Origin of the sequence: Ruicaihuangia caeni (genome assembly GCF_040536845.1) — a bacterium.
Lineage (GTDB): Bacteria > Actinomycetota > Actinomycetes > Actinomycetales > Microbacteriaceae > Ruicaihuangia > Ruicaihuangia caeni.
The window spans coordinates 799,586-817,638 of the sequence record NZ_CP159582.1 but is presented as its reverse complement, the minus strand read 5'-3'; the positions used below and the strand labels follow the sequence as shown (position 1 = coordinate 817,638).

Below are 18,053 nucleotides of genomic sequence, written 5' to 3'. Positions count from 1 at the left end.
GCGGATGCCGCTGAGCGGGAGCCCGGTCGCTGACGCGTTCCGAGCCGCCCGCGTGTGTCAGTCCCTCCCCGGCTTGCGCCCCACTTAGGCTCGTACCGATGTCCGCCCGAGTCACTGCGATCGTCGTCGCCCGAGATGGCGCGAAGTACTTGCGGCGCACCCTTCAGGCGCTCGAATCCCAGTCGCGCCGCCCCGACGCGTTCATCGCCGTAGACGCCGCGTCGAGTGACGACTCGGGGGCGATCCTTTCGGAATCGGGCGCCGCGCAGGTCATACGCGTCGAAGGCAGGCCGAGCTTCGGGGCCGCCGTCAGTGCGGCGTTGCGAGTGGCCCCCGCATCCGTTCCGGCGTCATCCGGTGCTTCGGCAGTGTCGGCGCTCCTTCCCGGTGCGGCCGCGACGCCCGCCGGACCGAGCGGCGCTTCAACCGCCGACGACGAGTGGCTGTGGCTGCTTGCGCACGACAACGCGCCCCAGCCGCACGCCCTCGCCGCGCTGTTGAGCGCGATCGAGGTCGCTCCCTCCGTTGCGGTCGCCGGCCCCAAGCTGATGCGGTTCGATGACCCCGGCGTCATCTCGCAATGGGGTGAGACGCTCACGAAGTACGGCACATCGGTGATCACGGTGCGCGATGAGCTCGACCAGGGGCAGCACGACACGAAGAGTGATGTGCTCGGTGTCGCAGCGGGCGGCATGCTCGTGCGCCGCTCCGTCTGGGCTTCGCTCGGCGGCTTCGACCCCGCGTTGCCGAGTGCCGATGCCGCACTCGACTTCTGTGTGAGAGCGCGCCTCGCGGGGTTCCGGGTGGTGGGCGTGCCGGACGCGCGGGTGCTGAGCGCCGGCGGACCCGAACTCTTCGGACGTCGAGCGGTGTCGGGCATCGCGCAGCACCGCATCGCGAGGACGGCGCAACTGCACCGTCGGATGGTGTACGCGCCGGCCGCCGCGCTGCCGATCCACTGGCTCTCGTTGCTGCCGCTGGCGATCCTGCGCTCGCTCGGGCACCTCATCTCCAAACGGCCCGATTTCATCCCCGGTGAGTTCGCCGCGGCCCTCGCGGTCATGTTCGGCGGCGCACGCGTGTTCCCGGCGCGAAGGAACCTGCGCCGGCACCGCTCGGCGGGCTGGCCCGCGGTCAGCCCGCTCCGCATGACGATCGCCGAGAAGCGCGAGCTGCGAGCTCATGAGCGCGACCGGTACGAGCGAGCGATCGGCACCCTGCGGCCGCACGGTGCTCAAGAGCATCCCGACTTCTTCACGGGCGGAGGCGCCTGGGTGGCGCTGCTCGCCGCTGTGGCAGCGGTCGTCGCGTTCGGCGGGTTCGCGGCATCCGCAGCGCTCAGCGGAGGTGGACTCGCGCCGCTGAGCGCCACGCCCGGTGAACTCTGGTCGAACACGGGAGTGGGCTGGAGGGATGCCGGCGCCGGTTTCATTGGTGCCGCAGACCCCTTCGCCTGGGTGCTCGCCGTCTTCGGTTCGATGGCATTCTGGTCTCCCTCCACCGCGATCATCGCCGTCACGCTGCTCGCCATGCCGGTGGCCGCCATCGGCGCCTGGCTGGTCATTGCTCGGCTCTCGAAGCGATCGTGGGCCCCCAACGTCGGCGCCCTCGCGTGGGCCTTCGCGCCGCCCCTCCTGACCGGTCTGACACAGGGACACCTCGGCGCCTCCATCGCCCACGCGGTGCTGCCGTGGCTCCTGCTCGCGGGCCTCCTCGCGCTGCGCAGTTGGACGGCAGCCGGGGCCGCGGCACTGCTGTTCGCCGGCGTCGTGGCCTGCGCTCCGATGCTCTGGCCGGCACTGCTCATCGCCTGGGTGATCTCGATGGCCACCCGCCCTCGCTCGATCCATCGGCTCGCAATCGCGCCGATTCCTGCACTCGTGCTCTTCGCCCCGTACTTCATCGACCACCTGCGCCAAGGAACGCCGCTCGCCGTGTTCGCCGAGCCCGGAGTGCCAGCGCTTCCCGCCTCCGGTGCCATCGACTCCGGGTGGCAGCTCGCCCTCGGTGCACCTCAGCTCGGCCTGCACGGATGGTCGGCCATCGCCGCGGCGCTCGGCTTCGAGGGCACACCGGTAACGGCGGTCGTCGTCGCAGCGCTCACCGCGCCCATCGCGGTGCTGGCGCTGCTCGCGATGTTCCTGCGCTCGGCGCGCATCGCACTGCCCGCGCTCGTGCTGGCGCTGCTCGGCTACGTGACCGCGGTGGCCTGCTCGCACCTCGCGCTCGTCTCCGTCGACGGCCAGCCGCTCACCATCTGGCCCGGCGCAGGCCTCAGCCTCTACTGGCTCGGCATCACGATCGCAGCGGCAGCGGCGCTCGACGCCATGCGCGTCGCTGTGGCGCCCGCAGGGCTCGTGAGCGGGATCTCGTTGATGCTGCTCGCATCGCCGCTCATCGCTGCCCCACACCTGGGCACGGCTGCCCTCCGGGGCACGGACGGCTCGATGCTCCCCGCCTACGTGACGGCTGAGGCGGCCCGCGATCCAGAGCTCGGGACGCTGCTGCTGCGGGCGTTGCCGGACTCGAGCGGATTCGCCGCCGAGCTGCAGCGCGGCGCCGGCGCCTCGCTCGATCAGCGTTCGACGCTCGCTGCGGCATCGCCGTCGGGGCGCGCTTCAGATGCCGAGGCTGCCGAGCGCGCCGCCCTGATCGGCGAACTCGCCGCGAACCTCTCGGTGCCGAGTGGATACGATGCGCGCCCGGCGCTCGACGCGTTGAAGATCGGCTTCGTCGTGCTGGCGACGCCGGGAACCGGGGCCGATTCATCAGCCACCGCTTCTGCACGCACGGCGGCAGTCGCCCACGGTGATGCGACGGCACAAGCCGCTCAGGCGCTTGACCAGAACGACCTTTTCGTGGCGGTGGGAGAGACGCGCTACGGCACGCTCTGGCGGGTGGTGGAGCCGAGCACCGCACCCCTCGAGCTTCCGCATGCCGGCATCCGCCCGCTGCTGGTGAACATCGTCGTCGGCACGGTGATCGGGCTCACCCTGCTGCTCGCGCTACCGACCGGAGTGCGGCACCGCCGTATTCGTCGCGCGACGGATGCCGAGATCGTCGCCGCGTCCAGGCGCCGCCGGGCCGAGCCCGACGACAAGGCAGCCGTCGGCGAGTCAGGCGACGCGCGCTCGGAGCCGGTGCTCGTAGGCGCGACCGAGACCGGTGGGCGCGCTGAGACGCAGGCGGCGCCTCCTGAAGCGCGGGAGGAGGTGCCCGATGCACGAGCCTGAGCCTCTGAGCCGTGCGGCTCTCGGCCTGCGGATCGCCGGCGGGATCGTCGCGATCGCCGTCGCGGCAGCAACCATCGGAGCGGCGAGCTTCCTGCCGCTTCCACACGTGCAGGCAGAGCCGTCCGAGGCAGATGTCCGTCCCGTGGGAAGCGCGCAATCGCGCACGTGCCCTGGCGGGCTCTTGCGACTCGGGGATGAGTCCGGTCACGACGCGAACGCGCTCGATACGGTGGGCGCCGCCCAGCTGACCAGCACAGGACCGCTCGAAGCCGTCGCTATCGACAGCACAGCCGGCGGCGAGACTCCGAGTCTCGTCACCCAGCCCGGAGTGGGCGCGGCCGAGGTGTCGGCCGCGCAATCGCAGCACGCCGACAGCGATGCCGTGCGGGGCTTCGCGGCGTCCGACTGCGCCGCCCCGGCGAGTGACGTGTGGATCGTCGGCGGAGCGAGCACCGTCGGGCGCACCGGAGTGCTCATCGTCACGAATCCCACGGAGGTCGCTGCCACCGTCGATATCTCGCTCTTCGGCGCAAGCGGCCCCATCGCGGCGCCGGGCGCCACGGGCATCGTCATCTCGCCGCGAGCCCAGCGCCTCGTGCCGCTCGCCGCGTTCGCCCCGGATGAGGAATCACCGGTCGTGCGCGTGCAAAGCCGAGGCGGGGGCATCACAGCGACACTTCAGCAGACCACCGAACGCGGCATCGTCGCAGACGGCGCCGATTGGGTCGCCTCCGCCCTGCCAGGCGAGCGGCTGACGATCCCCGGCGTGACGGTGCGCGCCTCTGCACTCGTGCGGCAGCACTTGGCGACGGCGGGATTCGCCGATCTCGCGACTGTGCTGCGGCTCATGACGGTCGGCGACGAGCCGGTGACGGCGACCGTCGGCATCGCCCCGGTCAGCACGGGCGGCGTCGGCCGATCGCTCGAGAGCGAACTCGAGCCAGGAGTGGTGACCGAGGTGCCCCTCACCGAGCTCGAAGACGGTGACTATGTCGTGCGCATCGAGAGCGACGCGCCGCTCGTGGCGGGCGTTCGCGTGTCGACGGTGTCGGCGGCGGCGACTGGCTCACCAGGATCGAGCGGCTCGGCGGATGCCGGGGCATCCCGTGCTGGTGACTTCATGTGGCTTGCTGCCGCGCCCCGCTTGGTCGAACCGACGCAGTTCAGTGTTCCAGCAGGGCCGGCTCCGCGGCTGCACTTGAGCAACTCGTCGACATCGCCCGCGACCGTGACGCTCGAGCGCGTGGGCGCCGACACTCAGACCGTCGAGATCGCGGCGGGAGGGGCAGCCGTGATGCCGCTCGCGCCGGTCTCGGCGTACAGGATCTCGATCGACGGCGCCTCGGATGCTGCTGGTGACGACCCGAAGTCGCCACAACTGCACGCCGCAGTGGTGTTCGCGGGCGACCGCGCACTCGCCGCGTACCCGGTGGCGGCGGCCGCGGCGGCGGAGCCGCGCGTGCGCGTCGTGCTGCAGTAGCGGCGACAGCGTCGCTGACTGCCAGCGCGGCCCGGTCGGGAAGCAGCCGGACTAGAAGTGGTGGAAGCGGTCCGGTGAGATCTCCCACGGGTCGCGGCCGAGCAGTTCGGCGACCGCGTGGAACACGCAGCTCTCGATCACCGCACGGCGGTGCCAGTCGTCGTTCCGGTGCAGCTTCGTCATGCGCTGAATGGGAAGGCGGTACAGCACGATCCGTCGCTCACGCGGGTACACGCGCCACCGCTCGAGCCGATCCGCCGCGCTCTTCTCAGGCAGTGCCGCCACCTCGAACCGCACATCCTCCAGCTGCCCGGGGAACACTCCGCGGAGGTAGTCGGCCGTCGACGCGACGATGAGGTCGAAGAACTCGACACGACCGTTCAACGGAGGCAGGAACGGGCCTGCGACCGAGGATCGGATTCCGCGGTGCCGGTCGCGCCGGCCGTTGCGCCGAGCCGCCGCGTGTCGGGTTCGTGGCATGGCGCAAGCCTAGTCGCCGCGGCCGCGCCTAGGCTGGTCGGGCCATGAGTGCCCGACCCTGCAGCAAGATCGCGTGCGGTCGAGACGCGGTCTCGACGCTCACCTACGACTACGCCGACTCGATGGCCGTGCTCGGCCCGCTGAGCCTCGCCCCGGAGCCGCACAGCTACGACTTGTGCGCCCGTCATGCCGAGCGGATGTCGGTGCCGCAGGGCTGGCAGGTAGTGCGTCACGTGCTCGTCACCGAGCCGCTGCCGGGCGCCGTCGACGCCTGATTCCGCATACCGGAATCGGATGCCCAGGCGTTCACAATCGTGGCGAGCGAGCGCGCGCACCACCGCGCGAGTCGTCCTCTTCGTGCGCCCGGGGTGCGCCCACTTCGTGGGCGGTCGCCCAGAATCGCACATCGCTGCGCGCGACCATTGCGGCCAGCCCGCCTCCCGCGGCCACGAGCGTTGCCGCTGAGAGCAGCATGGCCCACAAGCCCATGCCACTGAGCCCGAACTCCACGATCAGCCAGGCGACCAGCAGCGCCGCCACCCACGCTTGACCCTGCTTCGCGCGGAACAGTGCGATCGCCAGCGTGAGGATGCCCACCGCGGTGCCAGTGAGCGCCACGAGCGCGACGATACCCGCGGAGCCGTCGACCGCCGCCTGCACTGCGTCCGCCGCACCAGCCCCGCCGGAGCCTCTCACGAACTCGATGCCAGCGAATGCGGCGTGGCCGATCGCTCCGACGGTGGTGCAAGCGGCCGCGACTGCGACGACCACCGGAGTGCGGCGGCGGAGCAGGTGCGCGACACCCAGAACGCCGACGATCAACGCGCCCTGCGACCAGAGGAACGCATGCGCTGATACCGCAGCGGCGAATGCCGGGCCGTCGGCGGTCGCCGGCGCGTCGAGCGGGGGCGCGGTCACGACGAAGACCACCGAGAGCACGGCCCAGACGCCGAGGCATGCGGCGGTGACGGTTCGATGGAACTCAGCGAAGCGGAACATCAGCACTCCTGTCGGTTCAGCCCGTAAGTGGATCCGTCGAGCGATGCGCCTCACGCTACGAAGCGTCGGTGTCTGGCGAATCCGACTCGAGGGCACACGTGGGCCCCGTTGGGAGCGACCTCGGTCGACCGTGGTCGAGTGCACGATCGACCACGGGATGATGCATACGTCATCGTGCGCCGCTACCGTGACCCCATGGGGTCACAGCGCGGGCGCACGGTATGGCGCGGGCGCGCCTGGTGGGCGGTGCAGGATGCCGCGCTCGCGCTCGTCCTTGCGATCGCAGGCGTCGCAGAAGCCTGGGGCGTGTTCGGGTCGGCCCTGGGCGACGGCTCGCCCGTCGTGAGCACGCTCGGGGTGGTGGCTGTCTCCGGCGTGCTTGCACTGCGGCGCCGCTTGCCGCGACTGCTGCCCGCTGTTTTCCTGCTCTGGCTCGGCATCGGAGTGTTCACGCTCGGCACGATGCAGGCGATGTTCTGGGGTCAGGTCGTGCCATTCATGCTCGCGTTGTACAGCGCTGCGAGGCACGGTCGAGGGCGCTCGCCGTGGCTGGGAGCCGGCGCGGCCGCGGCGACCCTGCTGTTCGGCGACCTGTTCATGCCCGCTCTGCAAGGCATCGACGAGATCCTGTTCCACTGGTCGGTCTGCGTCCTCGCATTCGCCGTGGGCTGGGGGCTCCGGGTGTCGGAATCGAGAGCGGTCACCGCTGCCCTGCGGGCCAGTCTCGCCGAGCGCGAAGCGCGCGAGCACAGCGAGGCCGCGGTCGCCAGCGAGCGTTCGCGCATCGCGCGCGAGTTGCACGACATCCTGGCCCATTCGGTGGGCGTCATGGTGGTGCAGGCGGGTGCTGCTCAGGCGGTCGTCGATGACGACCCGGATCAGGCTCGTCAGGCGCTGGCAGCCATCCGCGCGGCGGGAACGAGTTCGCTTCACGAGGTGCGGCGCGTTGTGGCGCTGCTGCGAGACTCCGACGCGCCCGATGGGCTCGCACCGCAACCAGGGATGGCGGGAATTGAAGCACTGGTCTGTGAGACTCGCGCGACCGGTCTCGAGGTCGACCTCGAGGTGTCGGGCACGCCCGACGACATCCCGCCGGGGCTCGCGCTCGCCGCATTCCGCATTGTGCAGGAGTCGCTCACGAACGTGCGCAAGCACTCCGATGGCGGTCGGGCGCGAGTGACCGTCCGCTGCGACGCCGAGACCCTCTCCATCGATGTGCACGACAACGGCTCCGGTCGGCAGCGCGCCACCGGCATCGGCGAAGCACGCGCAGAAGTCGATGGCGCAGCACCCGGGGCGAGCTCGGCGCGTGCCTCCGGACACGGCCTGATCGGAATGCGCGAACGCGCCGAACTCTACGGCGGCCGACTCGAAGCCGGGATGGTGCCCGACGGTTTCCGCGTGCGCGCCGTGATTCCTAGGGATTCCGCATGAGGGGGGCCGGAGCGGAGCCGCGATCGGCTGCGCCCCTCGAAGCAGCGCCGTTCGTGACGGTTCCATCGCCCGACGGTGGAGATACGCAGAATGCTCGAGTTGCAACGCGGGTGCTCGTGGTCGACGACCAAGACCTCGTCCGAGCAGGATTCAGGTTGATCCTGGAACACGCAGGCTTTGAAGTCGTCGGCGAGGCCGCCGACGGCATCGCGGCGGTCGAGGCTGCCATCGCCACGCGGCCCGATGTGGTGCTGATGGACGTGCGGATGCCACGAGTCGACGGCATCGATGCCACACGCCGAATCATCGCAGCGCTCCAACCGCCGCCGCGGGTGGTCGTGCTCACGACGTTCGACCTCGACGAGCACGTGGTCGCCGCGATTCAAGCCGGGGCATCAGGATTCCTGCTGAAGGACATCTCACCCGAGGGGCTGGTGAACGCCGTTCGAGTCGTGGCGGCGGGTGACTCGATGCTCGCCCCGGCGGTGATGCGCCGCATGATCGAAAGGCACATCCGGCGCCATCCGGCAAGAGAGAGGCTTGCTGAAGTGCTGGAGGGTCTCACCGAGCGCGAAGTCGAAGTCGCTCGGCTCGTCGCGCGCGGGCGCTCGAACCTCGACATCGCAGGAGCGCTCCATCTCAGTGAAGCGACTGTGAAGTCGTATGTGTCGCGTCTCTTGAGCAAGCTTGCGCTTCGCGATCGCGTGCAGATCGCGGTATTCGCTTACGAGTCGGGGCTCGTCGAAGTCGGCGGCGACGGCTGATTCGCCCTTGCCGCGTCACGGCGCGCCCCGCGCGCTCCTGCGCCTTCGCGCACGGCCTCCGTGCTCGCAAGCCGCACAGTCTCCGCAGTGGGAGAATCGACACCATGGTCTCGCCGTCACTCACCGCTCTCGACTACAAGGTCGCCGACATCAGCCTCGCCGAGGCGGGACGGCACCAGATCCGCCTCGCCGAGCACGAGATGCCGGGGCTCATGGCGCTGCGCGAGGAGTTCGCCGACGAGCAGCCGTTGAAGGGTGCTCGCATCGCCGGAAGCCTGCACATGACCGTGCAGACCGCCGTGCTCATCGAGACGCTCGTCGCCCTCGGCGCGACTGTGCGCTGGGCGAGCTGCAACATCTTCTCGACACAGGACGAGGCCGCCGCGGCGATCGTCGTCGGCAGCGGCACGCCCGACGCTCCTGCCGGTGTGCCCGTATTCGCCTGGAAGGGCGAGACGCTCGAAGAGTACTGGTGGGCGACGTCGCGCATCTTCGACTGGAGCGCCGAGGGCTTCGACGGGCCGAACATGATCCTCGACGACGGTGGAGATGCCACCCTGCTCGTCCACAAGGGGCGCGAGTTCGAAGCGGCGGGATCGGTGCCCGAAGCGGATGCCGGCGACAGCCACGAGTATCGAGTGATCCTCGACGTGCTGCGCACCTCGCTGGCCGAGCAGCCCGATCGCTGGACGAAGGTCGCCGCCGGCATCGGCGGCGTCACCGAAGAGACGACGACCGGCGTACACCGCCTCTACGAGCTCGCGAAGCAGGGCGAGCTGCTCTTCCCAGCGATCAACGTGAACGACTCGGTGACCAAGTCGAAGTTCGACAACCGCTACGGCATCCGCCACTCGCTGCCCGACGGCCTGAACCGGGCGACCGACGTGCTGATGGGCGGCAAGGTCGCCCTCGTCGCCGGCTACGGCGACGTCGGCAAGGGAGCCGCCGAGGCGCTGCGCGGCCAGGGTGCGCGCGTGATCGTCACCGAGATCGACCCGATCTGCGCGCTGCAGGCGGCGATGGACGGCTACCAGGTGGCCCGCATCGAAAGCGTGCTCGATCAGGTCGACATCTTCGTGACCGGCACCGGCAACAAGAACGTCATCACCGCCGAGCACCTGCAAGGCATGAAGCACCAGGCGATCGTCGCGAATGTCGGGCACTTCGACAACGAGATCGACATCGCCGGTCTCGAGGCGCTCGCCGCCGAGGGCCAGGCCGAGAAGATCGAGATCAAGCCTCAGGTGCACGAGTGGCGGATGCCGTCGGGCAGAAGCGTGCTCGTGCTCAGCGAGGGGCGCCTCATGAACCTGGGCAACGCCACCGGGCACCCGTCGTTCGTGATGAGCAACTCGTTCGCCAATCAGGTGCTCGCGCAGATCGAGCTGTACGCCCATCGCGACCGGTACGACCTCGACGTCTACGTGCTGCCGAAGCACCTCGACGAGAAGGTCGCACGGCTGCACCTCGCGGCGCTCGGCGTCGAGTTGACGGAGCTCACGCCGGAGCAGGCCGAGTACATCGGCGTGGCCGTCGAGGGGCCCTACAAGGTGGCGCACTACCGGTACTGACGCAGACGGTCCCAGCCGACTGGTCACCCCTAGACTGGGGGTGAAACCCGAGAGTCGCTCGGGTGACAGCGTGGTCCGGTGAACGCCGCTCCTTCCTACGCCGGCACGCACGCCGGACGCGCGTGCGCCAAGGAAGGAACTTCAACCATGACTGCTCTGCGCTCCGCAGCCGCTCCGAAGCCGGCAGCCACCGCCGTCCGTCGCTCCATCGCCGCCGGCGTCGGCGTCTTCGCTCTCGCGCTCGCCGTGAGCGGATGCTCGCTGCCCGGTGGCGAGACGGTGACCCGCGATGCCGATACCCGCGAGGTCACCGAGTCGGGCGATGCCGACGTGTTCGCGCTGCAGGTCGGCGACTGCTTCAACGACACCACCTCCGAGTCGATCGCGCATGTGCCGGCCGTTCCCTGTTCAGAGTCGCACGACAACGAGGTCTTCCACATCTTCGACATGGAAGACGGCGAGTACCCCGGCGACGAGGCGATCATGATGGCCGCCTTCGAGCAGTGCGTGCCGCCCTTCGAGGAGTTCGTCGGCATGCCGTACGAGGAATCGGTGCTCGACGTCTTCCCGATCACTCCGTCGGGCGAGACCTGGGCCGCCGATGACCGCGAGGTCGTCTGCGCGATCTGGGACACCACGGGCCGCGTGAGCGGCACGCTGGCCGGGGCGGCTCGCTGACCGCAGCGCACTCTCTCGATTCAGGGTCGGCGTTCGCGCCGGCCCTGAATCGTTCCGGCTCCTTATTCGACACCTGCCTCGGATGCTGGACGTCCGGCCCTGATCAGCTCGCCTTCCGCTTCTTCGGCGCCGTCGTCTTCGGTGCCGTCGCCTTCGGTGCCGTCGTCTTCGCCGCCGCCGCCGTGGTCTTCGCGCCGGTCGCCTTCCGCGCGGCCGGTCGCTTCGCTGCAGGCTTGGCCGTGCTCTTGGATGACGCCGTGCTCTTGGATGACGCCGTGGTCTTGCGGGAGGTCGTGGACTTCGCAGCCGATGCGGCCGTCTTGCGTCCGCCGCTGCTCTTGGTCGATGTGGTCGCCTTCTTCCCGCTCGCCGGGGTCTTCGGGCTTCCCGAGGATTCTGCCTCGTCGGCTTCTGTCGCTTTCGAAGCCGTTCGAGACGACTTCGATTCGGATGCCGTCTTGGCCTTGGTCGTCGACGCGCGCCGCTTGGTGGCCGGCTTCTCGGCGCCGACCTCGACGTCGGCAGCGTCACCCTCGTCGGACCCGACTTCCTCCCCGGCTGCTGCGCCGCCGGCATCCGCCCCGCCGCGCGCCTTGGCCACGCTGGCTCGCAGCGCCTGCATCAGGTCGATGACCTCGCCGCCTTCCTCTTCTGGCGCCTCGCCGAATGTCGCCTCGGTGTCGATGGCGTCGCCCTGCTCGAGCTTCGCCTCGATGAGCGTGCGCAGTTCCTGCTGGTACTCATCCACGAACTGGTCGGGCTCGAAGTCATCGGCGAACGACTCGACGAGCGCCGCCGAGAGCTCGAGCTCCTTCTCGGAGATGCGTACCTTCTGATCCAGCGCGGGGAAGCTCGCGTCACGCACTTCGTCGGCCCACAGCATCGTCTGGATCACCAGCACGCCCTCGCGCACCCGGAGCGCAGCGAGACGCGTCTTCTGCCGGAGCGCGAAGCGCACGATCGCGGTGCGGTCGGTCGACTCGAGCGTGCGCAGCAGCAACTGGTAGGCCTTCGGAGATGCCGAGTCGGGCTCGAGGAAATAGCTCTTGTCGAGCATGATCGGGTCGATCTGTTCGCTCGGCACGAACTCGACCACCTCGATCTCACGACTCCGCTCAGCCGGCAGCGCCGCCAGGTCCTTGTCGGTGAGCACGACCGTGCGCTCGCCATCGTCGTAGGCCTTGTCGATGTCCTGGTACTTCACGACCTGGTTGCACACTTCGCAGCGGCGCTGGAAGCGGATGCGGCCGCCATCGCGGTCGTGCACCATATGCAGCGACACGTCGTGGTCCTCAGTAGCGGCGTACAACTTCACCGGAACGTTCACGAGCCCGAACGTGAGCGCCCCTTTCCAGATGGCTCTCATGCACACAGTGTGCTCTGCCGGGCTCTTCGTGCCACCTCTCGCAGCGCGGGCTTGCGCGTCCGGGTCACCATGTCCCATGGCCCGAACGAGCACACGCGCCGCGCGAAGTGCGCCGAGCGGGGGACGCGACGCTCAGGTCGTCGCGATCGGCGACCGCCGCCTCCGCTTGACCCACCTCGACAAGATCATCTATCCCGAGACGGGCACCACGAAGCGCGAAGTGCTCGAGTACTACACCGCCGTGGCGCCGTTCATGCTGCCGCACACCGCGTTCCGCCCCGCCACCCGCAAGCGCTGGGTCGACGGCGTCGGCACAGCATCCGCGCCCTTGGAGCCCTTCTTCGAGAAGAACCTGCCCGACTCCACCCCGGCGTGGGTACCGCGCGGCCATGTGCAGCACACCAGTCGGGTGGCGCAGTATCCGCTCGTGAACGACCTCGCCACCCTCATCTGGTGCGCCCAGCTCGGCGCGCTGGAACTGCATGTGCCGCAGTGGCAGCTCGACGAGACCGGCAAGCAGGGGAACCCCGACCGGTTGGTGCTCGACCTCGACCCCGGCGAGGGGGCGGGGCTGGCGGAGTGCAGCGAGGTGGCGCTGCTTGTTCGCGGCATCCTGCGGGGCATGGGACTCGACGCCCTGCCGGTGACGAGCGGCAGCAAGGGCATCCACCTGTACGCGCACGTGGACCGCAAGTACACCTCGGCGCAACTCAGCGATGTCGCCAAGGAGATCGCTCGCGCGCTCGAAGCGGACCACCGCGATCTCATCGTCAGCGATATGAAGAAGACGCTGCGGCGCGGCAAGGTGCTGATCGATTGGAGCCAGAACAACGCGAAGAAGACCACCATCGCGCCGTACTCGCTGCGAGGTCGGGCGCGCCCCACCGTCGCGGCGCCTCGCAGTTGGAAGGAGATCGAGCAGCCGGGCCTTGAGCACCTCGACTTCCGCCAGGTGCTCGAGCGTCTCGACCGGCAGGGCGATCTGCTGCTCGGGCTCATCGACACTGAGACAGGGGAGCGGATGTCGCGTCCCGCCGCCGCCTCAGCGCTCGATGCGTACCGGGCCAAGCGCGATGCCAGCCGCACTCCAGAGCCCGTGCCGCCGCCGGGGCAAGCGGCCGTCTCGGGCACCACTGCCGCTGCGGCGGAGGGCCAGTTGTTCACCGCAGACGACGGCTCGATCGTTCCTCCGCCCGCGGATGCCGCCGGACGCTTCGTGATCCAGGACCACTACGCGACCCGTCACCACCACGACTTCCGGCTCGAGCGCGATGGCGTGCTGGTGAGCTGGGCCGTGCCGAGGCTCACACCCGAAGACCCGGCACGGAACCACCTGGCGGTGCAGACAGAGGATCACCCTCTCGAGTACGGCGACTTCGCCGGCACCATCCCCAAAGGCGAGTACGGAGCCGGCACTGTGACCATCTGGGACGCCGGCACCTACGAGCTCGAGAAGTGGCGAGACGATGAGGTGCTCGTCACTCTGCACGGTCGCGAAGGCGGGGGTGTCGGGGGCACCGCGCGATTCGCCCTGATTCGCACCAAGGGCGAGGGGGAGAAGAGCCAGTGGCTCATCCATCGCCGCAAGCCGGATGCCGGAGGCGCCGGCCGGCCCCGCTCCCGCGCCGCCGCGATCGTCGCACCCAGCCACGCCTCGACCACCACCGAGCCGGTGGCCGCTGAGCGCACCGACCCGCACCGCTACAGCACGATGCTCGCGCTGGCCGGCACGCGGGCTGACCTTCGCGACGGCGACTGGTCGGTGGAGATGAAGTGGGACGGCATCCGGGCGCTCGTGACCGTCGACGGGGATGCGGTGACGCTGGTGAGCCGAAATCACCGCGATCTCACCTCGCAGTACCCCGAACTCGCCGCGATCGCGCAGGGCGTTCGGTCGTCGTCGGCCGTGATCGACGGCGAGATCGTGGCGCTCGACTCGCGCGGCCGGCCGAGCTTCGGCCGGTTGCAGCAGCGGATGAACCGAACGAAACCGGGCGAGATCCGCGCGGCAGCACGCGCGGTGCCCGTCCGCTTCTACGCCTTCGACCTGCTCGAGCGCGATGGGCTACCACTGGTCGGCCGCGATTACCGGGCGCGACGGCAGGCCCTCGGCGAGACGATCACGCCCGTCGATGGCGTGCTCGACGTGCCTCCGGCGTTCGACGGCGATGTGGATGCCGCGCTCAATGCGGCGAGTGCGCTCGATCTCGAGGGTGTGGTCGCCAAGCGGGTCGGCTCCGACTACGAGCAGGGGCGACGGAGCGGCGCCTGGACGAAGATCAAGTTCCACAGCACTCAGGAGGTGGTCATCGGCGGTTGGCGGCCGGGCCGAGGCGAGCGAAAGGGCAGTCTCGGCTCGCTGCTGGTGGCAGTGCCCGAGGGCGATGCCCTTCGCTATGCGGGCCGCGTCGGAACCGGATTCGACACCGCATCCCGGGCAGCGCTCCTACGGATGCTGGAGCCCCTGCAACGGGCGAAGCCCGCGATCACCGGGGTTCCCGACGCCGACGCGGCCGACGCCGTGTGGGTGAGCCCGCAACTGGTCGGCGAGGTCAGCTTCACCGAGTGGACTGACACGCGCCGGCTCCGGCATCCCGTGTGGCGCGGCCTGCGGGCCGACAAGCGTCCCGACCAAATCATCGAGGAGCACGCCGGCGTTTAGGTGTCGAGCATCCGGGCCCAGGTGGCTCCTATCCGGCGGGAGGCGACCGCACGCCCGCTGATCGACGAGTGTCGGCTTGGCCCGGAGCAGCCGCTCAGCCGCGTTCGGGGAAGCGGTGCGGCAGCGCCTCGAGCGTCGGCGCGAGCTGCTTGAGCCGGTGTGCCTGCAGCCGAAGCGCCTCGGCCTCTCGTTCGCGGCGCAGGGCCGCGACGCCGGCGAGGAACAGCTCTGCGGGCACATGGGGCAAGGGCGAGACGAAGACGGATGCCTCGTGCGCGAGCTCGGCGCTCAACCGCTGCCGCGTCGCCTCCGTGAACCTCGGCGCTTGGGCGAGGAACGCCGTGATGCGCCTCGCGAGCGGGTCGGGCAGGCGCGCGACATCGGCGGTGACCGCCCACGTCTGGAGCTCCACAGGCACGCCGTACACGGGTGGATCTGTCTTCGGCAAGCGTTCGTGCTGGCTATAGGTGCCGGCCAAGAGGTCGCCGAGGCGCTTGGCTCGCGGACTCAGCAGCCCGATGACTGCTGCACCGCCCCCGAGCGTGAGGAAGATCTCGAAAAGACCGACGAGGGCGCGGATGAACGCGTGCCGGAAGCCGATGGCGCCGCCGTCGTCGCGCACGATCCTGGCGCCGACAGCCAGCTTGCCGAGCGAGCGCCCGCGCGTCGCGAGCTCGACCACGAGCGGCGCCACGACGATGCACAGCACCACTCCAGCGAGCGCCAGCGCGGTCGTCATCGCCTCATCGACGCCGAGCCATGCGACCGCCTGGAACAGCAGCAGCATGAACACCAGCAGCCCGCCCGCGTAGGTGACGAAGTCGATGATCGCGCCGGCTGCGCGGAGCACGAAGCTCGTGGGACGGAGGTCGAGGCCGACCGCTTCGCCGGTGATCAGTTCGTCGGCATCCGCCTCGTGCTGCACGACGAATCTCGGGTCGGGCGCAGCCATGCCATCATCTAATCAGATGGATCTCGAGGCATATTCCGCCGCGCATCGCGACGAGTGGCGCCGTTTGGGCGAGCTTGCTGCGAAGCGCCGCTTCACGGGCGCCGAAGCCGACGAGCTGATCGAGCGGTATCGCGCGGGGGCGAGCCAGCTCTCGGCGATGAAGACATCGGCAGGACGGTCGGTGCAGGGCGACCGGCTGAGCCTCGTGCTGTCGCGAGCGCGCCTGCGCTTCACTGGGACAGGCACGAACGTGCTGCACCAGCTCACTGTGTTCTTCGCCGTGCAACTGCCTGCTGCGCTCTACCGCGTGCGGTACACGACGCTCGCTGTCGCCGCGGCCACCACCGCGGTCGCTGCGCTGTACGCGGTGTGGATAGCCTCGAATCCGGAGGTGCTCGCGGGGCTCGGCCCGTACGAGCAGCTGCGCCGGTACGCCGAGCAGGAGTTCGTGGGCTACTACTCCGATCGCGCAGAGGCGTCGTTCGGCGCACAGGTGTGGACGAACAATGCGTTCATCGCGGCCCAATGCGTGGCGTTCGGGATCACGGGCGTCTGGGTGCCGGTCGTGCTGTTCCAGAATGCACAGGGCCTGGGCACCTCGGCGGCGGTCATGCACGAGTTCGGCAGGCTCGATCACTTCTTCCTCTACATCTCGCCGCACGGGCAGCTCGAGCTGTACTCGGTGTTCGTCGCAGCGGCGGCAGGGCTGATGATCTTCTGGTCGTGGGTCGCTCCGGGAGCCCGTACGCGAACGCAGGCGCTCGCCGAAGACGGCCGCGCCCTGTTCACGATCGTCATCGGCCTCGTGCTCTCCCTACTCGTCTCAGGCGTCATCGAGGGATACGTGACGCGCCAGGATTGGCCATGGCCGATCAAGATCGGCATCGGCACGATCGCGCTCGCCGCGTTCCTCTGGTATCAGTGGGGCCTCGGTCGTCGCGCCTTCCGCGCCGGCCAGACCGGAGACCTTGAGGCGTTCGAAGCCGGGGCGCGTCGCATCGTCGCCGCCTGAGCTGCACCTGACCTGGGGCGCCTGACCCCGGCGCGCCTGCCCCGCGTGCGTCAGATCGGTCCGAGCAAGACCCGAGCACGCCAGACCGGTGTAGCCCGACGCGCCTAGAGGCGCCCCGCCGCCTTCAGCGCCAGGTACCGGTCGGCGACGGCGGGCGGCAACTCGGCCGGCGCGCCGAGCACGACTTCGCCGCCCAGCCTGTTGATCGCGGCCGCGACGCGACCTGCATCGAGCAGCGAGCGCTCGGCAGCAGCCGCACGGTACACCTCACGGGCGTCTCCGCGCTGCCGGGCGGCCTCCACTTCTGCCGGGTCGCTGACCGAGGCGACCATCACCAGGTGCTTCTCGGTGAGTTGTGGCAGCACTGACAGAAGACTCCGCGACGAGCCGATTCCGTCGATCGCGGTGAGCAGCACGAGCAAGGCGCGCTGGGTGGTCACCGAGCGGACGATGCCGGGCACTGCGGCCCAATCGGTCTCGATGAGCTCCGGCTCGACAGGTGCCATCGCCTCGACCATGCGCGTCAGCAGTTCAGCACCTGTTGCACCTTGCACGCGCCCGCGCACGCGTCTGTCGACCATGACCAGGTCGACGCGGTCGCCTGCGTGGGAGGCCAGCGCCCCGAGCAGCAGCGACGACTCGAAGGCGGTGTCGATGCGCGGCTCGTCGCCCACGCGTGCGGCCGAAAGACGACCCGTGTCGACCACGATCACGACCCGCCGGTCGCGCTCGGGTCGCCAGGTGCGCACCACGAGCTTCTGCGCGCCGGTCGGATCGGTGCGCCGCGCGGTCGCGCGCCAGTCGATCGAGCGCACATCGTCGCCTCGCACATACTCGCGGAGACTGTCGAACTCGGTGCCCTGTCCCCGGATCATCACGCTGGTGCGGCCGTCGAGTTCGCGGAGCCGCGCCAGGCGGGAGGGCAAATGCTTGCGCGACGCGAAGGGCGGCAGCACGCGCAGCGTACCCGTCACCGCGACCGTCGCCTGGCGGGCCGCGAGCCGGAGCGGTCCGAAGGAGCGAACGGTCACGTGCTCAGCGCGGCGTTCGCCTCGACGGAACGGGCGCAATCGCGTCTCGACTGCGCGTCGCTCTCCAGCGGGCACAGTGATGCGATGCCGTGTGCGAACCGCCCCGGCCGACGGCTGCCAGGCATCACGCACCACGCCGCGCAGGCTGCGCCGTGCGGGGTTCGTGATCAGCAAGCGGGCGGTCACCGATTCGCCGAGCCTCGTGCGAGCCGGCAGCTCTCGTTCGAACCGCAGTGCACGGGGGGATGCCGCCAGCAGCAGGTCGACCGCGACCAGCACGGCCACTCCCAGCAGCCACCACCAGAGCACCACCGGCGCGTCGAGCAGCACGACCGGCACGATGCCCGCCGCCACCAGCAGCACGAGCCAGCCGCTCACGGCCACGGGTGCT

14 protein-coding genes are annotated in these 18,053 nt (G+C 69.9%); 9 read left to right on the top strand and 5 right to left on the bottom strand.

Annotation, left to right across the window (positions count from 1 at the left end; translation table 11 throughout):
* Positions 1–98 precede the first annotated feature (98 nt).
* Positions 99–3,233, top strand: coding sequence for a glycosyltransferase (locus ABV606_RS03730; protein WP_353988399.1), 3,135 nt, complete (start codon positions 99–101; stop codon positions 3,231–3,233).
* Positions 3,220–4,713 carry a DUF5719 family protein gene (locus tag ABV606_RS03725; RefSeq protein WP_353988398.1) on the top strand — a complete coding sequence of 498 codons (1,494 nt, stop codon included), beginning with the start codon at positions 3,220–3,222 and terminating at the stop codon, positions 4,711–4,713. The genes ABV606_RS03730 and ABV606_RS03725 overlap by 14 nt, the downstream gene beginning before the upstream one ends.
* A gap of 51 nt (positions 4,714–4,764) precedes the next feature.
* On the opposite strand, the gene ABV606_RS03720 is transcribed toward ABV606_RS03725, so the two are convergent.
* Positions 4,765–5,193, bottom strand: coding sequence for a metallopeptidase family protein (locus ABV606_RS03720; protein ID WP_281489219.1), 429 nt, complete (start codon positions 5,191–5,193; stop codon positions 4,765–4,767).
* A 44-nt stretch (positions 5,194–5,237) separates the two neighbouring features.
* Here ABV606_RS03720 and ABV606_RS03715 point away from each other — a divergent pair, with 44 nt between their 5' ends.
* Positions 5,238–5,468 carry a DUF3499 family protein gene (locus tag ABV606_RS03715; RefSeq protein WP_353988397.1) on the top strand — a complete coding sequence of 77 codons (231 nt, stop codon included), beginning with the start codon at positions 5,238–5,240 and terminating at the stop codon, positions 5,466–5,468.
* A 31-nt stretch (positions 5,469–5,499) separates the two neighbouring features.
* On the opposite strand, the gene ABV606_RS03710 is transcribed toward ABV606_RS03715, so the two are convergent.
* The gene (locus ABV606_RS03710; protein WP_353988396.1) at positions 5,500–6,192 is read right to left on the bottom strand and encodes a hypothetical protein; all 693 of its coding nucleotides are present in this window, start codon (positions 6,190–6,192) and stop codon (positions 5,500–5,502) included.
* Between the two features lie 195 nt (positions 6,193–6,387).
* Here ABV606_RS03710 and ABV606_RS03705 point away from each other — a divergent pair, with 195 nt between their 5' ends.
* The 4 genes from ABV606_RS03705 to ABV606_RS03690 all read left to right on the top strand — a co-directional run bounded on the left by ABV606_RS03705 (position 6,388) and on the right by ABV606_RS03690 (position 10,639).
* Positions 6,388–7,626 (top strand): sensor histidine kinase, encoded by a 1,239-nt coding sequence (locus tag ABV606_RS03705; RefSeq protein WP_353988395.1) that lies wholly within the window; start codon positions 6,388–6,390, stop codon positions 7,624–7,626.
* Positions 7,627–7,679: 53 nt separating this feature from the next.
* The gene (locus ABV606_RS03700) at positions 7,680–8,390 is read left to right on the top strand and encodes a response regulator (protein ID WP_435415367.1); all 711 of its coding nucleotides are present in this window, start codon (positions 7,680–7,682) and stop codon (positions 8,388–8,390) included.
* A gap of 104 nt (positions 8,391–8,494) precedes the next feature.
* The gene (ahcY, locus tag ABV606_RS03695; protein ID WP_353988394.1) at positions 8,495–9,961 is read left to right on the top strand and encodes an adenosylhomocysteinase; all 1,467 of its coding nucleotides are present in this window, start codon (positions 8,495–8,497) and stop codon (positions 9,959–9,961) included.
* Between the two features lie 147 nt (positions 9,962–10,108).
* Complete coding sequence (locus tag ABV606_RS03690) at positions 10,109–10,639, top strand: septum formation family protein (protein WP_353988393.1); 531 nt, start codon at positions 10,109–10,111, stop codon at positions 10,637–10,639.
* Positions 10,640–10,742: 103 nt separating this feature from the next.
* Here ABV606_RS03690 and ABV606_RS03685 read toward each other — a convergent pair whose 3' ends face one another.
* Complete coding sequence (locus ABV606_RS03685) at positions 10,743–12,005, bottom strand: Ku protein (protein ID WP_353988392.1); 1,263 nt, start codon at positions 12,003–12,005, stop codon at positions 10,743–10,745.
* Positions 12,006–12,081: 76 nt separating this feature from the next.
* Between ABV606_RS03685 and ABV606_RS03680 the strand changes: the two genes are divergently transcribed.
* A complete protein-coding gene (locus ABV606_RS03680; RefSeq protein WP_353988391.1) occupies positions 12,082–14,667 on the top strand; it encodes an ATP-dependent DNA ligase in 2,586 nt (861 codons plus the stop codon).
* 94 nt (positions 14,668–14,761) lie between these two features.
* Here ABV606_RS03680 and ABV606_RS03675 read toward each other — a convergent pair whose 3' ends face one another.
* Positions 14,762–15,619 carry an RDD family protein gene (locus ABV606_RS03675; RefSeq protein WP_353988390.1) on the bottom strand — a complete coding sequence of 286 codons (858 nt, stop codon included), beginning with the start codon at positions 15,617–15,619 and terminating at the stop codon, positions 14,762–14,764.
* Positions 15,620–15,635: 16 nt separating this feature from the next.
* Here ABV606_RS03675 and ABV606_RS03670 point away from each other — a divergent pair, with 16 nt between their 5' ends.
* A complete protein-coding gene (locus ABV606_RS03670; protein WP_353988389.1) occupies positions 15,636–16,631 on the top strand; it encodes a stage II sporulation protein M in 996 nt (331 codons plus the stop codon).
* A gap of 104 nt (positions 16,632–16,735) precedes the next feature.
* Here ABV606_RS03670 and ABV606_RS03665 read toward each other — a convergent pair whose 3' ends face one another.
* Complete coding sequence (locus tag ABV606_RS03665) at positions 16,736–18,046, bottom strand: DUF58 domain-containing protein (RefSeq protein ID WP_353988388.1); 1,311 nt, start codon at positions 18,044–18,046, stop codon at positions 16,736–16,738.
* Positions 18,047–18,053: the final 7 nt, after the last annotated feature.